Source organism: Bacillus haynesii, assembly GCF_014042035.1.
In the GTDB taxonomy this organism is placed as follows: Bacteria; Bacillota; Bacilli; order Bacillales; family Bacillaceae; genus Bacillus; species Bacillus haynesii.
Genome location: NZ_CP059494.1, coordinates 403,171 through 420,062 on the forward strand (window position 1 = coordinate 403,171; position 16,892 = coordinate 420,062).

At 42.0% G+C, this 16,892-nt stretch carries 18 protein-coding genes and 1 pseudogene; 17 read left to right on the forward strand and 2 right to left on the reverse strand.

Features of this window, described 5'->3' with window-relative positions:
• Positions 1-67 precede the first annotated feature (67 nt).
• The 5 genes and pseudogenes from H2R00_RS02065 to H2R00_RS02085 form a co-directional block, all read left to right on the forward strand.
• Positions 68-1,762 carry a hypothetical protein gene (locus H2R00_RS02065; protein ID WP_182070371.1) on the forward strand — a complete coding sequence of 565 codons (1,695 nt, stop codon included), beginning with the start codon at positions 68-70 and terminating at the stop codon, positions 1,760-1,762.
• Positions 1,759-2,466, forward strand: a complete 708-nt coding sequence (locus H2R00_RS02070) for an ABC transporter ATP-binding protein (protein ID WP_182070372.1) — start codon at positions 1,759-1,761, stop codon at positions 2,464-2,466. Before H2R00_RS02065 ends, H2R00_RS02070 begins: the two co-directional genes overlap by 4 nt.
• On the forward strand, positions 2,463-3,017 hold the full coding sequence (locus H2R00_RS02075) for a stage II sporulation protein M (protein WP_182070373.1): 555 nt from the start codon (positions 2,463-2,465) through the stop codon (positions 3,015-3,017). The genes H2R00_RS02070 and H2R00_RS02075 overlap by 4 nt, the downstream gene beginning before the upstream one ends.
• Positions 3,007-3,303, forward strand: coding sequence for a methyltransferase (locus H2R00_RS02080; RefSeq protein ID WP_182070374.1), 297 nt, complete (start codon positions 3,007-3,009; stop codon positions 3,301-3,303). Before H2R00_RS02075 ends, H2R00_RS02080 begins: the two co-directional genes overlap by 11 nt.
• A 600-nt stretch (positions 3,304-3,903) precedes the next feature.
• Positions 3,904-4,177: pseudogene (locus tag H2R00_RS02085) on the forward strand (IS3 family transposase); the annotation flags it as partial.
• 60 nt (positions 4,178-4,237) lie between these two features.
• On the opposite strand, the gene H2R00_RS02090 reads toward H2R00_RS02085, so the two are convergent.
• A complete protein-coding gene (locus tag H2R00_RS02090; RefSeq protein WP_154997116.1) occupies positions 4,238-4,723 on the reverse strand; it encodes an endolytic transglycosylase MltG in 486 nt (161 codons plus the stop codon).
• Complete coding sequence (locus tag H2R00_RS02095) at positions 4,720-5,070, reverse strand: hypothetical protein (RefSeq protein ID WP_011198121.1); 351 nt, start codon at positions 5,068-5,070, stop codon at positions 4,720-4,722. Before H2R00_RS02095 ends, H2R00_RS02090 begins: the two co-directional genes overlap by 4 nt.
• 175 nt (positions 5,071-5,245) lie before the next feature.
• Between H2R00_RS02095 and H2R00_RS02100 the strand changes: the two genes are divergently transcribed.
• From H2R00_RS02100 to H2R00_RS02155, 12 genes are all read left to right on the forward strand, one after another.
• The gene (locus H2R00_RS02100) at positions 5,246-5,740 is read left to right on the forward strand and encodes a hypothetical protein (protein ID WP_182070375.1); all 495 of its coding nucleotides are present in this window, start codon (positions 5,246-5,248) and stop codon (positions 5,738-5,740) included.
• Entirely contained in the window at positions 5,737-6,849 is a 1,113-nt protein-coding gene (locus tag H2R00_RS02105; RefSeq protein ID WP_182070376.1) for a glycosyltransferase family 4 protein, read from the forward strand. The genes H2R00_RS02100 and H2R00_RS02105 overlap by 4 nt, the downstream gene beginning before the upstream one ends.
• A 103-nt stretch (positions 6,850-6,952) precedes the next feature.
• Positions 6,953-7,102, forward strand: a complete 150-nt coding sequence (rpmG, locus tag H2R00_RS02110; RefSeq protein WP_003183500.1) for a 50S ribosomal protein L33 — start codon at positions 6,953-6,955, stop codon at positions 7,100-7,102.
• A 49-nt stretch (positions 7,103-7,151) separates the two neighbouring features.
• A complete protein-coding gene (locus H2R00_RS02115; protein ID WP_182070377.1) occupies positions 7,152-7,736 on the forward strand; it encodes a 5-formyltetrahydrofolate cyclo-ligase in 585 nt (194 codons plus the stop codon).
• A gap of 49 nt (positions 7,737-7,785) precedes the next feature.
• Positions 7,786-7,959: a protein YqgO gene (locus H2R00_RS02120; protein ID WP_182070378.1), complete on the forward strand. Its 174-nt coding sequence runs from the start codon at positions 7,786-7,788 to the stop codon at positions 7,957-7,959.
• Positions 7,960-8,054: 95 nt separating this feature from the next.
• Complete coding sequence (locus tag H2R00_RS02125) at positions 8,055-9,593, forward strand: rhomboid family intramembrane serine protease (protein WP_182070379.1); 1,539 nt, start codon at positions 8,055-8,057, stop codon at positions 9,591-9,593.
• A 76-nt stretch (positions 9,594-9,669) separates the two neighbouring features.
• Entirely contained in the window at positions 9,670-11,124 is a 1,455-nt protein-coding gene (locus H2R00_RS02130; protein WP_182070380.1) for a spore germination protein, read from the forward strand.
• A 101-nt stretch (positions 11,125-11,225) separates the two neighbouring features.
• Complete coding sequence (locus H2R00_RS02135) at positions 11,226-11,423, forward strand: YqgQ family protein (protein WP_043927901.1); 198 nt, start codon at positions 11,226-11,228, stop codon at positions 11,421-11,423.
• A gap of 24 nt (positions 11,424-11,447) precedes the next feature.
• Positions 11,448-12,422, forward strand: a complete 975-nt coding sequence (locus H2R00_RS02140; RefSeq protein WP_182070381.1) for an ROK family glucokinase — start codon at positions 11,448-11,450, stop codon at positions 12,420-12,422.
• A gap of 181 nt (positions 12,423-12,603) precedes the next feature.
• Complete coding sequence (locus H2R00_RS02145) at positions 12,604-14,502, forward strand: LTA synthase family protein (protein WP_154997133.1); 1,899 nt, start codon at positions 12,604-12,606, stop codon at positions 14,500-14,502.
• Positions 14,503-14,670: 168 nt separating this feature from the next.
• The gene (locus H2R00_RS02150) at positions 14,671-15,615 is read left to right on the forward strand and encodes an iron-hydroxamate ABC transporter substrate-binding protein (RefSeq protein ID WP_154997135.1); all 945 of its coding nucleotides are present in this window, start codon (positions 14,671-14,673) and stop codon (positions 15,613-15,615) included.
• Positions 15,616-15,757: 142 nt separating this feature from the next.
• A complete protein-coding gene (locus H2R00_RS02155; RefSeq protein ID WP_182070382.1) occupies positions 15,758-16,882 on the forward strand; it encodes a M14 family metallopeptidase in 1,125 nt (374 codons plus the stop codon).
• Positions 16,883-16,892 lie beyond the last annotated feature (10 nt).

The following is a 16,892-nucleotide window of genomic DNA, read 5'->3' on the forward strand; positions in this document are numbered from 1 at the left end:
TCAAATGGAAGAGGTTGAGGAGTATAATTATACTCCTCCTTATTTTCGTTCTAGGAGGAATATACACATGCTCAACAAAAGGGTTCTCATTGCAAACTTTAAACTAACCTATAGACGAACTTTAAATCGCTTGATTTATTTTTTTCCATCAAGCGAAAATTTACTTAAATCAAATAAAATTCTATTTGTCTTTGCGCCCTTTTTCTTGGTGTATTTATTTATTCTATATAAAGCCTCACAGATTCTTTTAACTGGAGTTCCAGAGCATATTCTAACTCTAGGTACAAACTTTATCATTCTCTTTTTTGTTTTGAATATATTAAAATCATCGACTGATATCATACATCGATATGTATATCCTGAAGATTTTCTTCTTCTCCATACTTTAAAAACGGATCCCAAAAAAATTTTATTATCAAGGTTCTTCACAACAATTTTTCTAAACATCCTGTTTAAATTAACAGTAGTGTTATTCCCTATACTCTTTTTTATAAATTTTTCTACACATAACCGTATATATCTTTTGTTATCATTTCCAACATTGCTAATGTTTATTGTTGGACTGACAAGTCTTTATTCATCGCTTTCATACATCGTTTATTCTAAATTTCTACATAACATTTTAAATTCACGATTAAAAAGCTTGTTATCCCTTATAGGAATTGCCTGTTTATCTGCCATTTCAACTACTTTTCTTGGTTGGATTGGACTTAATTATTTTTATCAAAATGATCTCCTTGAAGCTATTGGGAATTTCATATATCTATTCAAATTAGATACGATATTAACCACCAATTGGCTACCTACAAATTGGTTTTTACTTTCAACAAGTGATATACATTTATTTTTTATATGTTCTATAGGTTATATTGCTTTAGGTTGCCTTTTCGTCTTTATTACCTTTCATTTAATTTTGAAAGTATTGATTATAAAAGAAGCAGTACCTAATAATCTTTTGCCAAAATTAAAACCAATCAAATTGCCTTTTTTAAGTTTCTTACAAAAGGCTTTACCACGGCAAAATATTGCTATTCTAAAGAAAGACCTTACTGCATTATTAAGAGCTAATTTTACAATAAAAAAGCGACTGGTACTTTCCATTAATATGATTGCAATAGAACTAGGTGTATTGGTAGGTCTTAGTTTAAATCAAATGTGGTTTGATTTCTCAGATATCTTTGTTATCTACCCAATTTTATTTGCTGTGACTTATAACACATCTTTATTAGGAGAGGGATTGCTTGGCGTAACTTCAGCAGATGCAGAGCGTGAGAACCTTTATGTTTATAAGAGTTCGGGTGCTTCTATTTTTAAATTGATCGCAGGAAAATCTTTATTGCACTTATCTGTGATTCTTATTTTAATGAATACGTTATATCTATTTATCTTATTGTTATTTAACTTAGATTTTATGACGCAATTTATATTGTTCATCATGATTAACTCCATCAGTCTTATCATAGGTGCTGGGCAAATTATTGGAACATTTCTCTATCCTCGTTTGGATTGGGAGAACTTTGAAGACATTGGTTCATCTGTTAAAGCATCGTTTTTTGAACATACTATTCTTGGAGTGTTACTGGCATTTTACCTTCAGTTGTATGGTATCACAGGCGTTCTCGTTACATTTGATATTATAAATAGGGGAATATTCTTTTTAATCATTGTGACAGGTACCATTTTATTTGTTATAGGTATTGGATTCTTTTATTATTTTTGGATTAAACGAATAGGAACGAAAAATTGGGAGATGAAAACATGAACATTGAAAATGTGTCTTTCAAATATAAAGATAAACTGATCCTTAAATCTATTAATTTAAAGATAGAGAAAGGCCAAGTGTACGGCTTGCTTGGACCAAATGGAGCTGGTAAATCAACTCTTTTAAAATGTATCCTTGGTATAGTGAAACCTTATGAAGGTAAAATCACTATCAAAGGAGAAACCTTGGAATCTGAAAGATCCTCTTACCTTAAATATATAGGATACGTTCCAGACGCACCTTTTATCTATCATTATTTAACACCTAGAGAGTACCTTGAGTTTGTTGCTGATTTACAAGATGTCCCTTATGAGATTAAAAATGATAGAATAGATCTTTTGTTAAGTCAATTTAACTTAAAAGATAATGAAAATGACATGATATCTACATTTTCTTTTGGTATGAAACATAAGTTATCTGTTGCAGGAGCCATACTTCATGAACCAGAAATATTAATATTAGATGAACCATTAGGTGCATTTGATCCTCCAACTACAAAGATGATGAAAAGTTTTCTCAAACGTTATGCTGAACAGGGAAACACTGTCATCATGTCTACACACCTTGTAAACATAGCACAACAACTATGTGATAAGGTTGGAATACTGATTAATGGTACTTTAGTTAAAGAATATAATCACCTTACAGACATAAAGGATTTTGAAGATTTGATTATAAGGGATATGGATACGATACTAAAATGAAGGAATTATTAAAAAGAAATAAGCGTATACTCTATATAGCAAGCTCCTTTTACGTAGTGGGTTTAGTTCTTGGTGTGATTTTTAACAATATTCTACCTAGTCTTAGTCAAGATAATGTTCAAAATATCACAGTATTGGGTTATTTTACACATAATTTTGCAGCAAATTTATTTCTCATTTTTTCAATGTTTACATTTGGAATTTTGACATCTATCTTATTAATATTGAATGGCTTCTTAGTCGGTCTATCTTCTTTACATAGTATCACCGACCATGGAAACGATGTCTTATTTATATTAACTGCTTTGATTCCTCACGGTATTTTTGAGATTCCCGCAATGATTTTGTCGGGAGCACTTGGTTTCAAATTGTTAGATTACGTATATATGAAGATAAGGGGTATTAATTTTTCAAAAAAACAGTTTTTACTAGATTTTTTGTACTTTGTTATTATACTATTTTTATTGACATTACTTGCTGCTGTTACAGAAGCATTAATAACGCCTTATTTACTTAACAAATTAACATTAGGAGGCTCTTATGTTCTTTAATAAAAAGCAGATAGATAAATTACTGGATGATCATACAGAAGAAGAACAAAAAGAAACGAAAAGTAAAGTTAATACTTCATTTATAATAGTATTTTATTTTTCAATACTACTATCAATCTGTACTTTCTTTTTTGATTATAGGTACTTTTTGATTGCTTTGTTTGGCCCGACCATTTTAGTAACTTTTATATCCCCACCTTTCCAAACCAAAAAAGGTATTTATAGAATGTTTTCGGCCATATATTTAATGCTTTTAATTACAGTTACTTTCTTTTGGTTAAATTAAGTGCTTAATTCTCAATCAAAAAACGTCCTTAATGGATGTTTTTTTTATATCGTTTAAATTAATAATTCGAATTATTTTTTGACATGTTCCACCCCGCACTACGAATGGGTTCTCCATCCTTTTTTATCATTGTATAGGTATGTAAACGGTTTATTGTAGGGGGAGGGCTTATGTTAACGCTTATTGGTTTGCTGATTATTTTAACGATTGTCGTATTGCTGATTTTGAGAAAAGCAAGTCCGATTGTTGCCATGGGCCTTTGATAGGGGCGCTCATTGCTGGATTTGGCATCAATGATATTTAAACCTTTTTTGAAGAAGGGATTATCAAAGTACTGCCAGTGGCGACCATGTTTATCTTCGCCATTTTATTTTTTGGCAGTTTACAAGACACAGGATTCTTCGAACCTCTAATCAAAGCATTAAAACAAGCTGACAAAGGGGAATGTTGCCACCGTTACCATGGGTACAGCTGCAATTGGGATGATCTCACACTTAGACGGTGCAGGAGCTACAACCATTTTATTAACTGTACCCGCACTGCTTCCGCTTTATAAAAAATTACATATGAGTCCTTACTTACTGTACGACCAAGGTTTTAGTGTATACAACTTACGATTATCAGAAAGCTATTAATATAAAAGGCATTACCATGAGCATGTCCGGCAAAGGGACGCCCGCTGATAATGCCTCTTATCGGAACGTTTCATTCCTCGCTAAAGTCTGAAACGTTCTATCTTAACAGCATTGATCGAACTACGACTGCCATCGTAGAACGCACTGTCAAAGAATACATTGATTATTATAACAATATTCGTATTCAAACAAAATTAAACAACCAATCACCGGTAAACTATCGGCAATTGGCTGTATAAAGGTGTTTTTATCCCTGTCTCAAAAACAGGGGGCAGTCCCGTACGAAGCAGCCTGCTTTTTTATTTGGACAGTGTTTTGACAATGTTTTTCAAGCTGTCACCGCGCTTCAGTTCGTATTTACCTGCGCGGATTTTAGATTCGTTTCCGGTCTTTTTCACATAATCTTTGAAGTCATCGGCTGAAGAAATCACTTTTCCTTTTGCAAGGAGGTCTGCTATCTCAGCCGTGCTCATGCCGCTTTTGATTTCAAGTTTGTACTTGGAACCTTTTTTCGCATCATCCTGCTCTTTTTCTTTTTTGTTTTGAGACGCATCATCCTGTTTCAGAGCGGTCTCTTTATAGTGGAGCAGTTGCTGGTATTCATCGCGTTTCAGCGAAACCTGCTGATTGTCCTTTAAATATGTTTTGACATCGGCTTCGCTGATGTTTTGAGCATCCTTAGAAGCCTCAGCTTTTCCGTTATCCGTCAAATAAAATGCGCCTGCAAGAACGGCGGTAGCCAAAATCATTCCTCCGGCAAATGCTTGTACACTTTGTCTGGTCATACAAGCACCCTCTCATTGTCTTTAATGATCGCTTTGACATCTTCGACAGATACATGCTCAGCTTTTGCGATGGCATCTACAGACATGCCGTTTTGATATTTTGAAAGAATCTGCTTCGCAATATGCTGGCTGATACCGGCATTCGGTCTGCGGACGACCACATTTGAATCGAGGAGCTCTTCCTCAAGCACGGTCATCTTCTTTTTCAGTTTATAGATTTCCTGCATGGCGGACAGCTGAAGGGTTTCCAACTCCTGTTCAACTTCCTTGATCGGTTCTCTTTGAAAATATGAGAATGCAATCAGCGCAATGCTGACAACGAGCAGCGCAATGATAGCAATTTCCACGTTCATCACCTTCAATTCTAATTTTCTCCTTCTTTTTTATACCATAAAAACGCTTGCTTCAAAAGGAGTTAATGCAAAAAATAAAAATTTTGTCGAAGAATTTTATTTTCGTTGCGCCTGCGGGGCCATTTCCAATAGGATAGATACATAACAGGGCTTAACGGGAGGGCGCACGGTGAAAAGGACAATCATCTCGAAAAAACCTTTTCAACATAGTATTCGAAGCGAGTCTTCGTTTTGTAACGATATTTTAAAAATAACTTCGCCGGATCATGAAACTGTTCGGGTGAGCTGGGAAATCTCAGATGCTGCGCTTTCGGCAGCTGAAGCGGTGCTGTTTGAAAATATAAGAGACGTCGAAAAGCAAATTCTTCTCTCTTGCGTAAAAAACGGGGAGCGCAGCGTACGGACGATCCATACCGGTGCATTTAAAGGGGAAGCTTCGGTTTTTCCCGCTGCAGGAAACGTGTTCTACAAAGCGGAATACCGAATATACAATTCGCTCAACATGTCACTAGCCGTTCTGACATCCGATTGCTTCTATCTTGGGGAAAACGGAATCCATTCAAACAGTTGTTTTCTCTATCAAGACAATCAGCAGGATTGGCCGACTCAATTTTCCGCATATACGAGTTATTCTTTAATAGAAGAAAAGGAGCGTCCTCGTTGATCAACGTATTGCTGCTGTCACTGGAAAATCCCCTTTCATTGAAAAGCGGAGCGGGGCGCTATGTGAGAAGTCACCTTGAACTATTGCGGAACGAAGTCAGCTTTACCGTCTGCACGACGGCTGCCGGGCACAACAGCCATACATGGGAAACGTTGGAGATTCCGCTTGATTTAAAAGCGTTCGCTTCTTTTGAAGAGGCGGTAGCCGCCATGAATTTTCAAATGATTAAAACCGTGCTGGAGCATAAAGGAAAATTTGATTTCATCCATGCAAACGATGATGTCACCGCGCCTGCCGCCGTTTATCTCAGCGAGGTGTTGGCGGTGCCGCTGATTTCCACGGTACACGGCCTTGAAAGCGACCGAAAAAAGGCAGCAGGCGGAAATGTCCACCCATACAGGGCAATCCTCGAACGGCTTCTGGCTGAAAAAAGCGATCAAATCCTCGTGCTGAGCAGTATGATGAAGTCAGACATGCAAAAGGCGTTTTCGCTTCCCTTCGAGCAAGTCCGGGTCATTCCCTATCCGTGCATAAAAAGCCGCACGGTGAAAAAACGAATGAAAAGCGCGCCGTACTTTTTTTCCTACGGAAGGTTTGTTCCGGAAAAAGGGTTTATCGAATTGCTGAACGTCTTTCAACAGCTACACAAACGGCTACCTGACCTTGAACTTGTCATTGCCGGGGAAGGACCGCTTCAAAGCGGGATCGAGACCAAGGCAAGAGAATTGGGCATTAAGGAAAGTGTGACAATTCTTCCTTTCCTTTGTGAAGAAGAAAGAGAGAGCTGGCTGGAATTTTGTGAAATGGCTGTTTTTCCAAGCTTTTATGAGCCGTTCGGCATTGCTGCTCAAGAAAGCATGGCTGCCGGCGCTGCCGTCGCCGTCGGAAACAACGGGGGATGGAACGATTTCGTCATCGATCGGGTGACCGGTTTTCAGGTTGATTTTAATGATCCGTATAAGGCTGCATATGCGCTCGCAGAAATTGTCCGCGATAAGGAGCAGCTGCTCAAAGTCGGACAATTGGCAGAGGCTTATATATTGGATTTGCATAATCCTGAATATATAAAAAATACGTTTTTGCATCATGTGTATCACACGTCTTTTTAACAAACCGTGACAAACTAAAAAAAACGCCTGGCATTCCTGCATCATAAGTGGTATTATAGATAAGTCTGAACAGAAATGATATATAGTTTGGAGGGAAAAATAAATGCGCGTTAATATTACTTTAGCTTGCACTGAATGCGGCGAGCGTAACTATATTTCTACAAAAAACAAGCGTAACAATCCAGATCGCGTTGAATTCAAAAAGTATTGCCCACGTGACAAAAAATCAACTTTACACCGCGAAACAAAGTAAGCAGCAGGGATTTTCCTGCTGTTTTTCTGTTTTTAAGGGGGAAAGAGATGTGAAGCGTTCTTTACGAAGCGAGGTCAGAAAGAGGCTTGCAAACATGCCGGAACAGGAGTTTCATTTAAAGGCGGAAGCGATTCACCGGAAGCTATTTCAATCAAAACAGTGGAAAAAAGCGTCTGTCATTGCCCTCACGATATCCAGAAATCGCGAAGTTCCGACAAAACCGATTATCGAACAGGCCCGGCTTGAAGGAAAAACGGTGTGCATTCCGAAATGTATGCCTGAAACAAAAGAGATGCACTTTCGCAGCTATCAGGATGAAAGCGATCTTGAAGTCGTGTATTTTGGCCTGCAGGAACCGATCGTGCACAAAACCGAGCGGATGGATCCAGAAGACATCGACTTCATCCTTGTACCGGGAATTTGCTATGACAGGACAGGATACAGAATCGGCTATGGAGGTGGCTATTATGACAGATATCTGGCCGATTTCACAAAAGATACCGCATCGCTGGCTTTCGAGTGCCAAGTGATCGATCATGTTCCAAAGGAGCCGCACGACATTCCGGTCAAGCAAGTTTTGACCGAAGACGCTGTTTACAACTGCAGCGGGCCTGTCCGCGACCCTGCTGAATAATTATTGAAAAATGAGACACGATACGGTTATAGGTTATAGGAGGGATCATATGAGAAAAGTTACGTTCATTGTAGTAGGCATCATTGCCGCCCTTGTGTTTTTTCAAAGCCGTTATCGTGTCATCAATTTCATTCTCGGTCAAAACCAGATCCGCCACTATTTTATCCATTTGATGATGAGAATTCCGTTTTTTCGCAATAAGTTTATACAGCAGGCATTCTGAATCCCGTTTAAAAACGGGATTTTTTAAAGCGCTTAAAAGACGCAGAGTGACGCGTTTCCTGTTATAATGGACAAAAACAATTGTGGAGCGTCGGTATGTATTCAATCGATTATTTGTATTGGAATTTCATCGGGAACCTCTTAGACAGAGATTTTGAGCTTGTGCAGGCACCCGCTTCATTCGGAGAAGCCTGGCTTGAAGCGAGGGGGAGCGCGCCGTATGATTTGGTTCGCGTTTTCCGGAACGATATCGATTTCAGACAGGATCTCGTCCGCGACTTGGAATCTCTTTATGAAAGGGCCGAGCGGCTGAGAGCAGCATCAGGGCAGCGAAAGCTCTCGATATTGAACGTCTATTTGTCGCAGGAAGCGCCTGTAGATGAGTGGGAAGATGTTGTCAGTCATCCGGTCGCAGATAAGCGGATCAGCATCGTGCCGGTTTTTATTGATCATGCTTCGGCTGAAGAAGGGTTACGCAAACTCGCCGTTGCTTTAAACATGGGGCCAGATGAGCTGACAGGCCAAATGCAGGATGCCGGATACGAAAATGTGGAAGAGAAGAGAGCCGAAGTATTAGCAGCGGCTAAAGCAAGAGAAGAAGAAAGGCGGCGGGAAGCGGCTTTATTTGAGAAGGGCAAACCGATGTTTACCTGGATTTTCGCAGTGCTTCAAGTCTTCATGTTTCTGCTTCTGGAAATGTCAGGCGGCAGCCAGAATACCGAAACGCTCATCCGGTTCGGGGCGAAGGAAAACAGCCTCCTGTTAGCCGGGGAATGGTGGCGGCTTGTCACGCCGATCGTTCTTCATATCGGATTGGTCCATCTCATGTTTAATACGTTTGCATTATTGTCTGTTGGAGCCGCAGCAGAAAGGGTGTTCGGATCATTCCGCTTTCTTGTCATATACATATCAGCCGGAATTTTTGGATCGATCGGCAGCTTTCTGTTCAGCCCGTATCCGTCTGCAGGGGCTTCGGGAGCCATCTTCGGTTGTTTGGGAGCACTTCTGTATCTGGCTTTTTCAAACCGGAAAGCTTTCTTAAAAACGATCGGAACAAATATCATTGTGATTATCATCCTGAACCTCGGCCTCGGTTTCACCATTTCAAATGTTGACAATGCTGGCCATATCGGCGGATTGATCGGCGGGCTCCTGACGGCCTTGGCTGTCGGAATCCCCGGGAAAAAAAGACCGCTCCAGCGGCTGGCAGGCTGGGTCCTCATCTTTGTCATCGGAGGAGGGGCCCTGTACTTCGGGACACATTCAGCTCCGGTGCAGGAAAATGCCATGCTGCATCAGGCAGCGAAATGGTATGAAGAGGGAGACTATGAAAAGGTTAAGGATGCCTTACAGGAAGCAGGCTCAAAGCCGGACGCTTCCAGCGACACTTTAAAGCTGCTCGCTTATACCGAGATTAAACTCGGCGAGTATGAAAACGCCGAGAAAAGGTTCGAGGCCGTCGTTGAAAAAGATCCATCAGACCACGCCTCCCTCTATAATCTCGCTTGGCTATATGCTCAAAAAGGCGAGCTTGCCAAAGCCGAACAGTCTGTTGAAAGAGCGTTGGCTGAAAAGCCTGACGAAGAGATGTATAAAGCGCTCCAGGACGACATTAAGAAGAAAACTGCCCGGTAATCAAGTATGAAAAGCTTCCGTTATGTTAAAAATGGTCTTTAGTATAGACTCATTTGACGGGAGCTTTTAATATACAATGGAAAAAAAGCATGCGGTCCAGAAAAATTTAGCGAAAAATGTTGAATATTTAAATGAAAAGCTGGGTGTCGACAAAAGCTTCGACATGATCCGGCTTGATGTCGTTTATGCTGATAGAGACATGTCGCTTTATCTTGTCGACGGCTTTGTAAAAGATGATATTATGCACCACCTGCTTAAGAATCTCTCAAGGCTCACACCTGAAAGTCTGGAAGACGATCCGCTTGAAAAGCTGGTCAAAACATACATTCCTTATATCGAAATTGACACGGAGGATGACCTCGACAAAGCAGCCGCCCAGGTGCTGTCCGGTCCGGCCGTTCTTCTTGCCGACGGGGTTGACCATGCCATTATTATCGATGCGCGGACATATCCGGCAAGAAACCCGGAGGAACCCGACAATGAACGCGTCGTCAGGGGTTCAAGAGACGGCTTCGTCGAAACAATCGTGTTTAACACCGCACTGACGAGACGAAGAATCCGCGACCGTTCTCTCAGAATGGAGTTCCTGCAGGTCGGCAGAAGAAGCAAAACAGATGTCGTCATCTGTTATTTGGAAGATATCGCCGACTTGGAAAGTGTAAAAAAGCTGAAACAGTCGCTTGAAGCGATCGATACGGACGCTTTGACAATGGCGGAAAAAACACTGGAAGAATACATCGGCGGCCGTCATTGGAACCCTTATCCGACGGTTCGCTATACAGAAAGACCTGATACTGCGGCCGTTCATTTGTATGAAGGCCATATTCTCGTCTTTGTGGACGGCTCGCCAAGCGCGCTGATTACCCCAGTTACTTTTTGGCATCATATGCAGCATGCCGAAGAGTACAGAAACAAACCACTTGCAGGCGCTTATTTGCGAATGGTCCGCTTTATATCTGTTTTGGCATCGATCTTTTTGCTGCCGCTGTGGTTTCTGCTTTCCGTCCATCCCGACCATTTGCCGGACGCCCTTGAATATATAGGGCCTGAAAAAAAAGGAGCCATTCCGCTGCTTGTGCAATTCATCATTATTGAAATAGGCGTCGACATGATGCGGATGGCTGCAATCCACACCCCGTCGTCTCTGGCAACGGCTCTCGGACTCGTAGCTGCTTTAATGATCGGGGAAGTAGCGGTGCAGGTCGGGCTTTTCTCGCATGAAGTCGTCTTGTATCTCGCTGTCGCGGCCATCGGCACATTTGCTACGCCGAGCTATGAGCTGAGCATAGCGAACAGGCTTGCAAGAATCGTTCTCCTGGTCGCGGCCGGTGCATTCGGACCGATCGGCTTTGTCATCGCGATATTCTGCTGGGTGATTTATCTGGTCAGAATGAAGTCGTTTCAAGTGCCGTATTTATGGCCGTTTATCCCCTTTGACTACAGAGCCTTCCGCGATATCGCGATTCGCACGCCGATGCCGCTGAAAAATAGAAGACCCGTATTTTTGGATCCCCAGGATCCCGACCGCTAAATGTCTGTTTTCCGGCCAGGAAAACAGGCTTTTTTTTTGCTTGACGCCGGACAGCTTTATGAATACGCTAATGTTAGACCTTTAAAGAATGGTGAAATAAGATGAAAACAGCCTATGATGTACAGCTTTTGCTGAAACAGTTTGGATGTTATGTTTATTTTGGGGATCGCGAGCTTGAACTTGAATATATGATGGACGAACTGAAAGAAATGTTTCTTTCGAATCTGATAGAAAAAGAACAATGGGTTCAAGGTGTTTCAATTTTGCAGAATGAACTCACAAAAGTAAAGAGAAAATAAAACAGGGATAAGAGGGGGAGCAGAATGAATGACAGCTGGCTGGTCGGGGTTGACCTTGGAGGAACAACAGTAAAACTCGCTTTTGTAAGCGCTTATGGCGAAATCCTGCACAAGTGGGAAATACCGACCGATAAATCAGGGAAAACGGTTACGGTAAGCATCGCAAAAGCCATCGACAGCAAATTGAAAGAGCTCGGCAAACCGAAGCACATCTTAAAATGGATCGGCATGGGCGCTCCAGGCCCCGTCAATACGGAGACAGGCATCGTTTATAAAACGACGAATATGGGCTGGGAAAACTACCCGTTGAAAGACCATCTGGAAGCAGAGACAGGGATCGCGGCGGTCATCGAAAATGACGCGAACATCGCGGCTCTCGGCGAAATGTGGAAAGGAGCGGGCGACGGCGCAAAGGATTTGATTCTCGTAACTTTGGGGACGGGCGTCGGAGGCGGCATTATTGTAAACGGAGAAATCGTTCGCGGGCAAAACGGAGCAGGCGGTGAAATCGGCCACATCTGCTCGGTTCCTGAAGGCGGAGCGCCGTGCAACTGCGGAAAAAGCGGCTGTATCGAAACGATCGCTTCGGCTACGGGCATCGTCAGGATTGCCAAAGAAAAAATAGAATCAGACCATAGAGATACAAGCATGCGTGCATGTCCGGATTTAACGGCACGCGATATTTTTGAAGCGGCCCGAAAAAACGATCCTGTTGCTGGCGAAGTCGTCGATTATGTCGCCAATCATTTAGGAATGGTCCTCGGCAATTTGGCGAGCTCGCTTAATCCTTCAAAAATCGTAATTGGCGGAGGCGTGTCAAAAGCAGGAGAAATCCTGCGCTCCAAAGTTGAACAATCTTTCAGCCGCTTCGTATTCCCGCGGGCCGGTGAGGCGGCTGAGATCGTAATCGCTTCACTTGGAAACGACGCAGGTGTGATCGGCGGCGCATGGATCGCAAAAAATCAATGGCTGAAAAGCCAGGCGCAGCCTGTTTTATAAAGCATTGTCGGACCACTTTGCAGCATTGTTAACACTTTTAAGCCAATGTGAAAAGTAATTGATTTTTTTGTACAGACAGGTTAAGATATGATTTAGTAATTTTAGCGATTTTTCTAAAATAAACAATATGTGGAAATGTCGTTTTCTGAAACATGCGTCTTGCTGCATAGGGAGGTTTGGAATGCGAAAGTCATTTTTTTCAAAAATTTCGTTTTTGTTAATTGCGACATTGCTGATGTGGCTGAAAACGTATGTCGTCTACAAAACAAGCTTCAACATTAAAATTGAAAACTTCATGCAAGAGTTTATATTGTTCATCAATCCTTTAAGCTTTTTGCTGTTTATATTCGGAATCGGCCTGTTTTTCAAAGAAAAAAACAGGAACCGGTATATTATCGGGGCAAGCATTGTTCTAACGTTTGTCTTGCTTGCCAACATGATCTTCTACCGTTTTTACAACGACTTTTTAACGATTCCTGTATTGTTCCAGACGAATAATATGGGCGATTTGGGAAGCAGCATCAACTCTTTGTTTATGCCGACCGATTTGCTTCTCATCGTCGACATTGCCATTTTAATTTGGCTGTACAAGCGCCAGCCTGCCAAAACAGGCGGAAAGGCGACAAGAAAGGAGCGCGCGGCTTACTATCTATTTGTCGCTGCCGTTTTCTTTTTCAATTTAGGGATTTCTGAAACAGAAAGACCTCAGCTTTTGACAAGATCGTTTGACAGGGAAGTTCTTGTGAAAAACATCAGCCTTTATAACTTTCATATCTATGACGGGCTGATCCAGTCGAAGCAGTCTGCACAGCGTGCGCTGGCCGACAGCAACAGCCTCACGGAGATTGAAAACTATGTCAGCGCAAACCGCACGGACACCAATAAGGACCTGGCCGGGATCGCCAAAGGACGGAATGTGATCCTCGTTTCTCTAGAATCCACCCAAAGCTTTGTCGTGAACCAAAAGTTAAACGGCAAAGAGATTACGCCTTATTTAAACGACCTGATTAAAAAAAGCTACAGCTTCGAGAACTTCTATCATCAGACAGGTCAAGGCAAAACGGCTGATTCCGAATTCATCGTCGACAACTCTCTCTATCCTCTTGGAAGAGGAGCGGTCTTCTTTACGAATGCAGGAAACGAATATACGGCAATGCCTGAAATAATGAAGAATCACGGCTACTATTCCTCGATTTTCCATGCGAACAACAAAAGCTTCTGGAATCGGGATATTATGTACGAAACGTTGAAATACGATAAGTTTTACGATATCAAATCCTATGATGTAAACGAAGAAAACTCAGTGGGATGGGGACTGAAAGATAAGGAATTTTTCGAACAAACATCAGAGCTGATGAAAGAAATGCCTCAGCCGTTTTATACCCGTCTGATCACGCTGACAAACCATTTTCCGTTTGAGCTTGATGAGGAAGATAAACTGATCGATGAATTCGATTCGAAAAGCCGTACGTTAAACAGATATTTCCCGACCGTCCGCTATCAGGATGAAGCGCTTAAACGTTTTATTGAAAAGCTGAAAGAAGACGGCCTCTACGATAATTCCGTTATCGTGTTATACGGTGACCATTACGGGATTTCCGAAAACCATAACGAAGCGATGAGCCAATTCCTCGGCAGAGAAGTAACCCCTTTTGAGGAAGTGCAGCTTCAAAGAGTTCCGCTTGTGATCCACATTCCGGGAGTGACGGATAAAGAGCCGAAAACCATTGACACGGTCGGCGGCCAAATCGACATTCGGCCAACTATACTGAATCTTCTCGGAATTGATTCAAGCGATCAGATCCAGTTCGGAAACGACCTGTTTGCCAAAGACAAAACAGAGTTCACAGTGCTTCGCGACGGCAGCTTTATTACGAAAGACAAAGTATACACAGACGGCATATGCTATGATAAATCGACAGGCGAGCCGTCTAAAGATAAAAAAGGCTGTGAGCCGTACATTGAAAAAGCGAAACAGGAGCTTTCATACTCAGATCAAATCATTTACGGCGACTTGCTGAGATTTTATGACAGCGAGCGCTTAAAAAAGCAATCTGACGCCAAGCCAAAAGACAAGTAAGCTTCTCTTTTGGCGGAGAAAGTTGATGCAGCAGGCCGGATATCGTTCCGGCCTGTTTTTAATGACAAGAGTCCGTCATAAAAATCTTGATCCAAGCCAATGCCGGTTATGATATAATTGATAATGATTCTCTTTATCGATAATGAAACAAGAAAGAAGGTATGAAAAGTGAATATTAAAGGTAAGACGCTCGCGTCAGCGTGTTTTATACTATTTTTGATCGCAGCATTGACAGCATGCGGCAATCAAGCAGAGAGCAAAGATTCTTCTCAATCAAAAAGCGAAGAAACGATTACATACAAGGCTGAAAACGGAACGGTTAAAGTTCCGAAGCATCCGAAACGGGTGGTTGTCATGGCTGACGATTATTTCGGCTATTTCAAAACACTTGGTCTCAAAGTAGTGGGTGCCCCTGACAGGGTATTCAAAAATCCCTATTTCAAAGGGAAAACAGATGGTGTGACAAACATTGGTGAAGGAAATTCCGCTGAAAAGGTTATTCAATTAAAACCGGATCTGATTGTCGTATGGACGACCCAAGGCGCTGATATCGAAAAGCTGGAAAAAATCGCTCCGACGGTCGCTTTGAAATATGACAGTCTAAATAACACTGAACGGCTGAAGGATTTCGCAAAAATGACAGGCACTGAAGATCAAGCGGAAAAATGGCTGGCTGAATGGGACAAAAAAGTTGCGGCGGCCAAATCGAAAGTTCAAAAAGCTGTCGGGGACAAAACGGTTTCCATTATGCAAACAAACGGCAAAGAAATCTTTGTATTCGGCGATCAATTCGGAAGGGGAGGAAGCATTGTTTATCAAGATCTTGGCTTAAAGGCGACAAAGCTGACGAAGGAAAAAGCAATCGACGAAGGTCCGGGCTACACGAGCATTTCTTTAGAAAAGCTGCCTGATTTCGCTGGAGATTATATATTTATAGGACCTTGGGAATCAAGTGGAGACGACAGTGCTGTGCTTAATACCTCCATTTGGAAGAACCTAGGCGCGGTCAAAAATCAACATGTCTATAAAATCGACCCTGTCGGCTTCTATTTTTCCGATCCGATTTCATTAGAGGGCCAGCTCGACTTTATTACAGAAAGCTTAACGAAATAGAAAAACTTCCGCCTTATTGGGCGGAAGTTTTTTTGCAGGCTGAAACCGGGCTTAACCCTCATTGAAAAAGCGATTTTCAAGTGCAAACCGGGAGAGTTTTTAAACGAGCATTCCTCATATGCTATTGTGGGAGGGATCATTGATGGCATTCATCTACATCAAACCGGAGTTAAAGCAGAATATGGAAAGACTGTCTGACATCCTGAACATACCCGAACCGCTTTTAATCAGCGCAAATGCAAATTCATCCGCGGACGAATTTTATTTTCCGGGAGCATCTTTTCAAGCAGGAAAAAACGTTCCAGCAGCCGAAACATATGAACAGCTGCAATTATTGGTGAATCAATACACACTTGAAGATGAACAGTGGCTGACAAAAACAGTCGTTTACGATTCAGCAGAACTGAAAAAGGAAATTGACAGATTGACGGAATGCTTTCCGTTTGTTACTTCCCGCATCATCGGCCGCTCAAGTATGGGCCAGCCTATATATGAACTGCTCCTTGGAGCTGAAAATGCCGGAAAAAGAACGCATATAAATGCCTCTTTTCATGCCAATGAATGGATCACCACTTCTGTTTTAATGAAATGGCTCAAAGAATACTGTTATCATTTATGTACAGGCCGATCCGCTTTAGGTTTTTCACCGCTCGATATTTTTTCATCAACAAAGCTTTCCGTCGTGCCGATCGTTAATCCCGACGGGGTTGACCTTGTGCTTAACGGCCCCGGTTATCTTGGGATTGCGCGGGAAGCACTGGATGAGATGAATGAGCATCAGCGGGATTTCCGGGAATGGAAAGCCAATATAAACGGAGTGGATTTAAATAATCAGTTTCCGTCTTTTTGGGAGATCGAAAAACAGAGAAAACCGCCCAAATCCCCTTCCTACAGAGACTATCCCGGAGATGAACCGCTGACAGAACCGGAAGCGGCAGCGATGAGGGATTTAATCGCAAACGAGCCGCCTGATCGGCTTGTGGCGCTTCACACACAGGGAGAGGAAATTTATTGGGGATACAAGGGGCTCGAGCCGCCTGAATCGGCTGATATGATCAAAACATTTGAGCAACTGAGCGGTTATAAGGGCGTCAGATATATAGACAGCTATGCAGGATTTAGAGATTGGTTTATTCATTATTACGGAAGAGAAGGATATACTGTTGAACTTGGCAAAGGAAAAAATCCTTTACCGCTCAAACAATTTGACGATATATATTGTAAAAGCAGAGGAATACTTTGGGCATCCTGCTTTTTTGAAAGCTGAAACTTTTCAC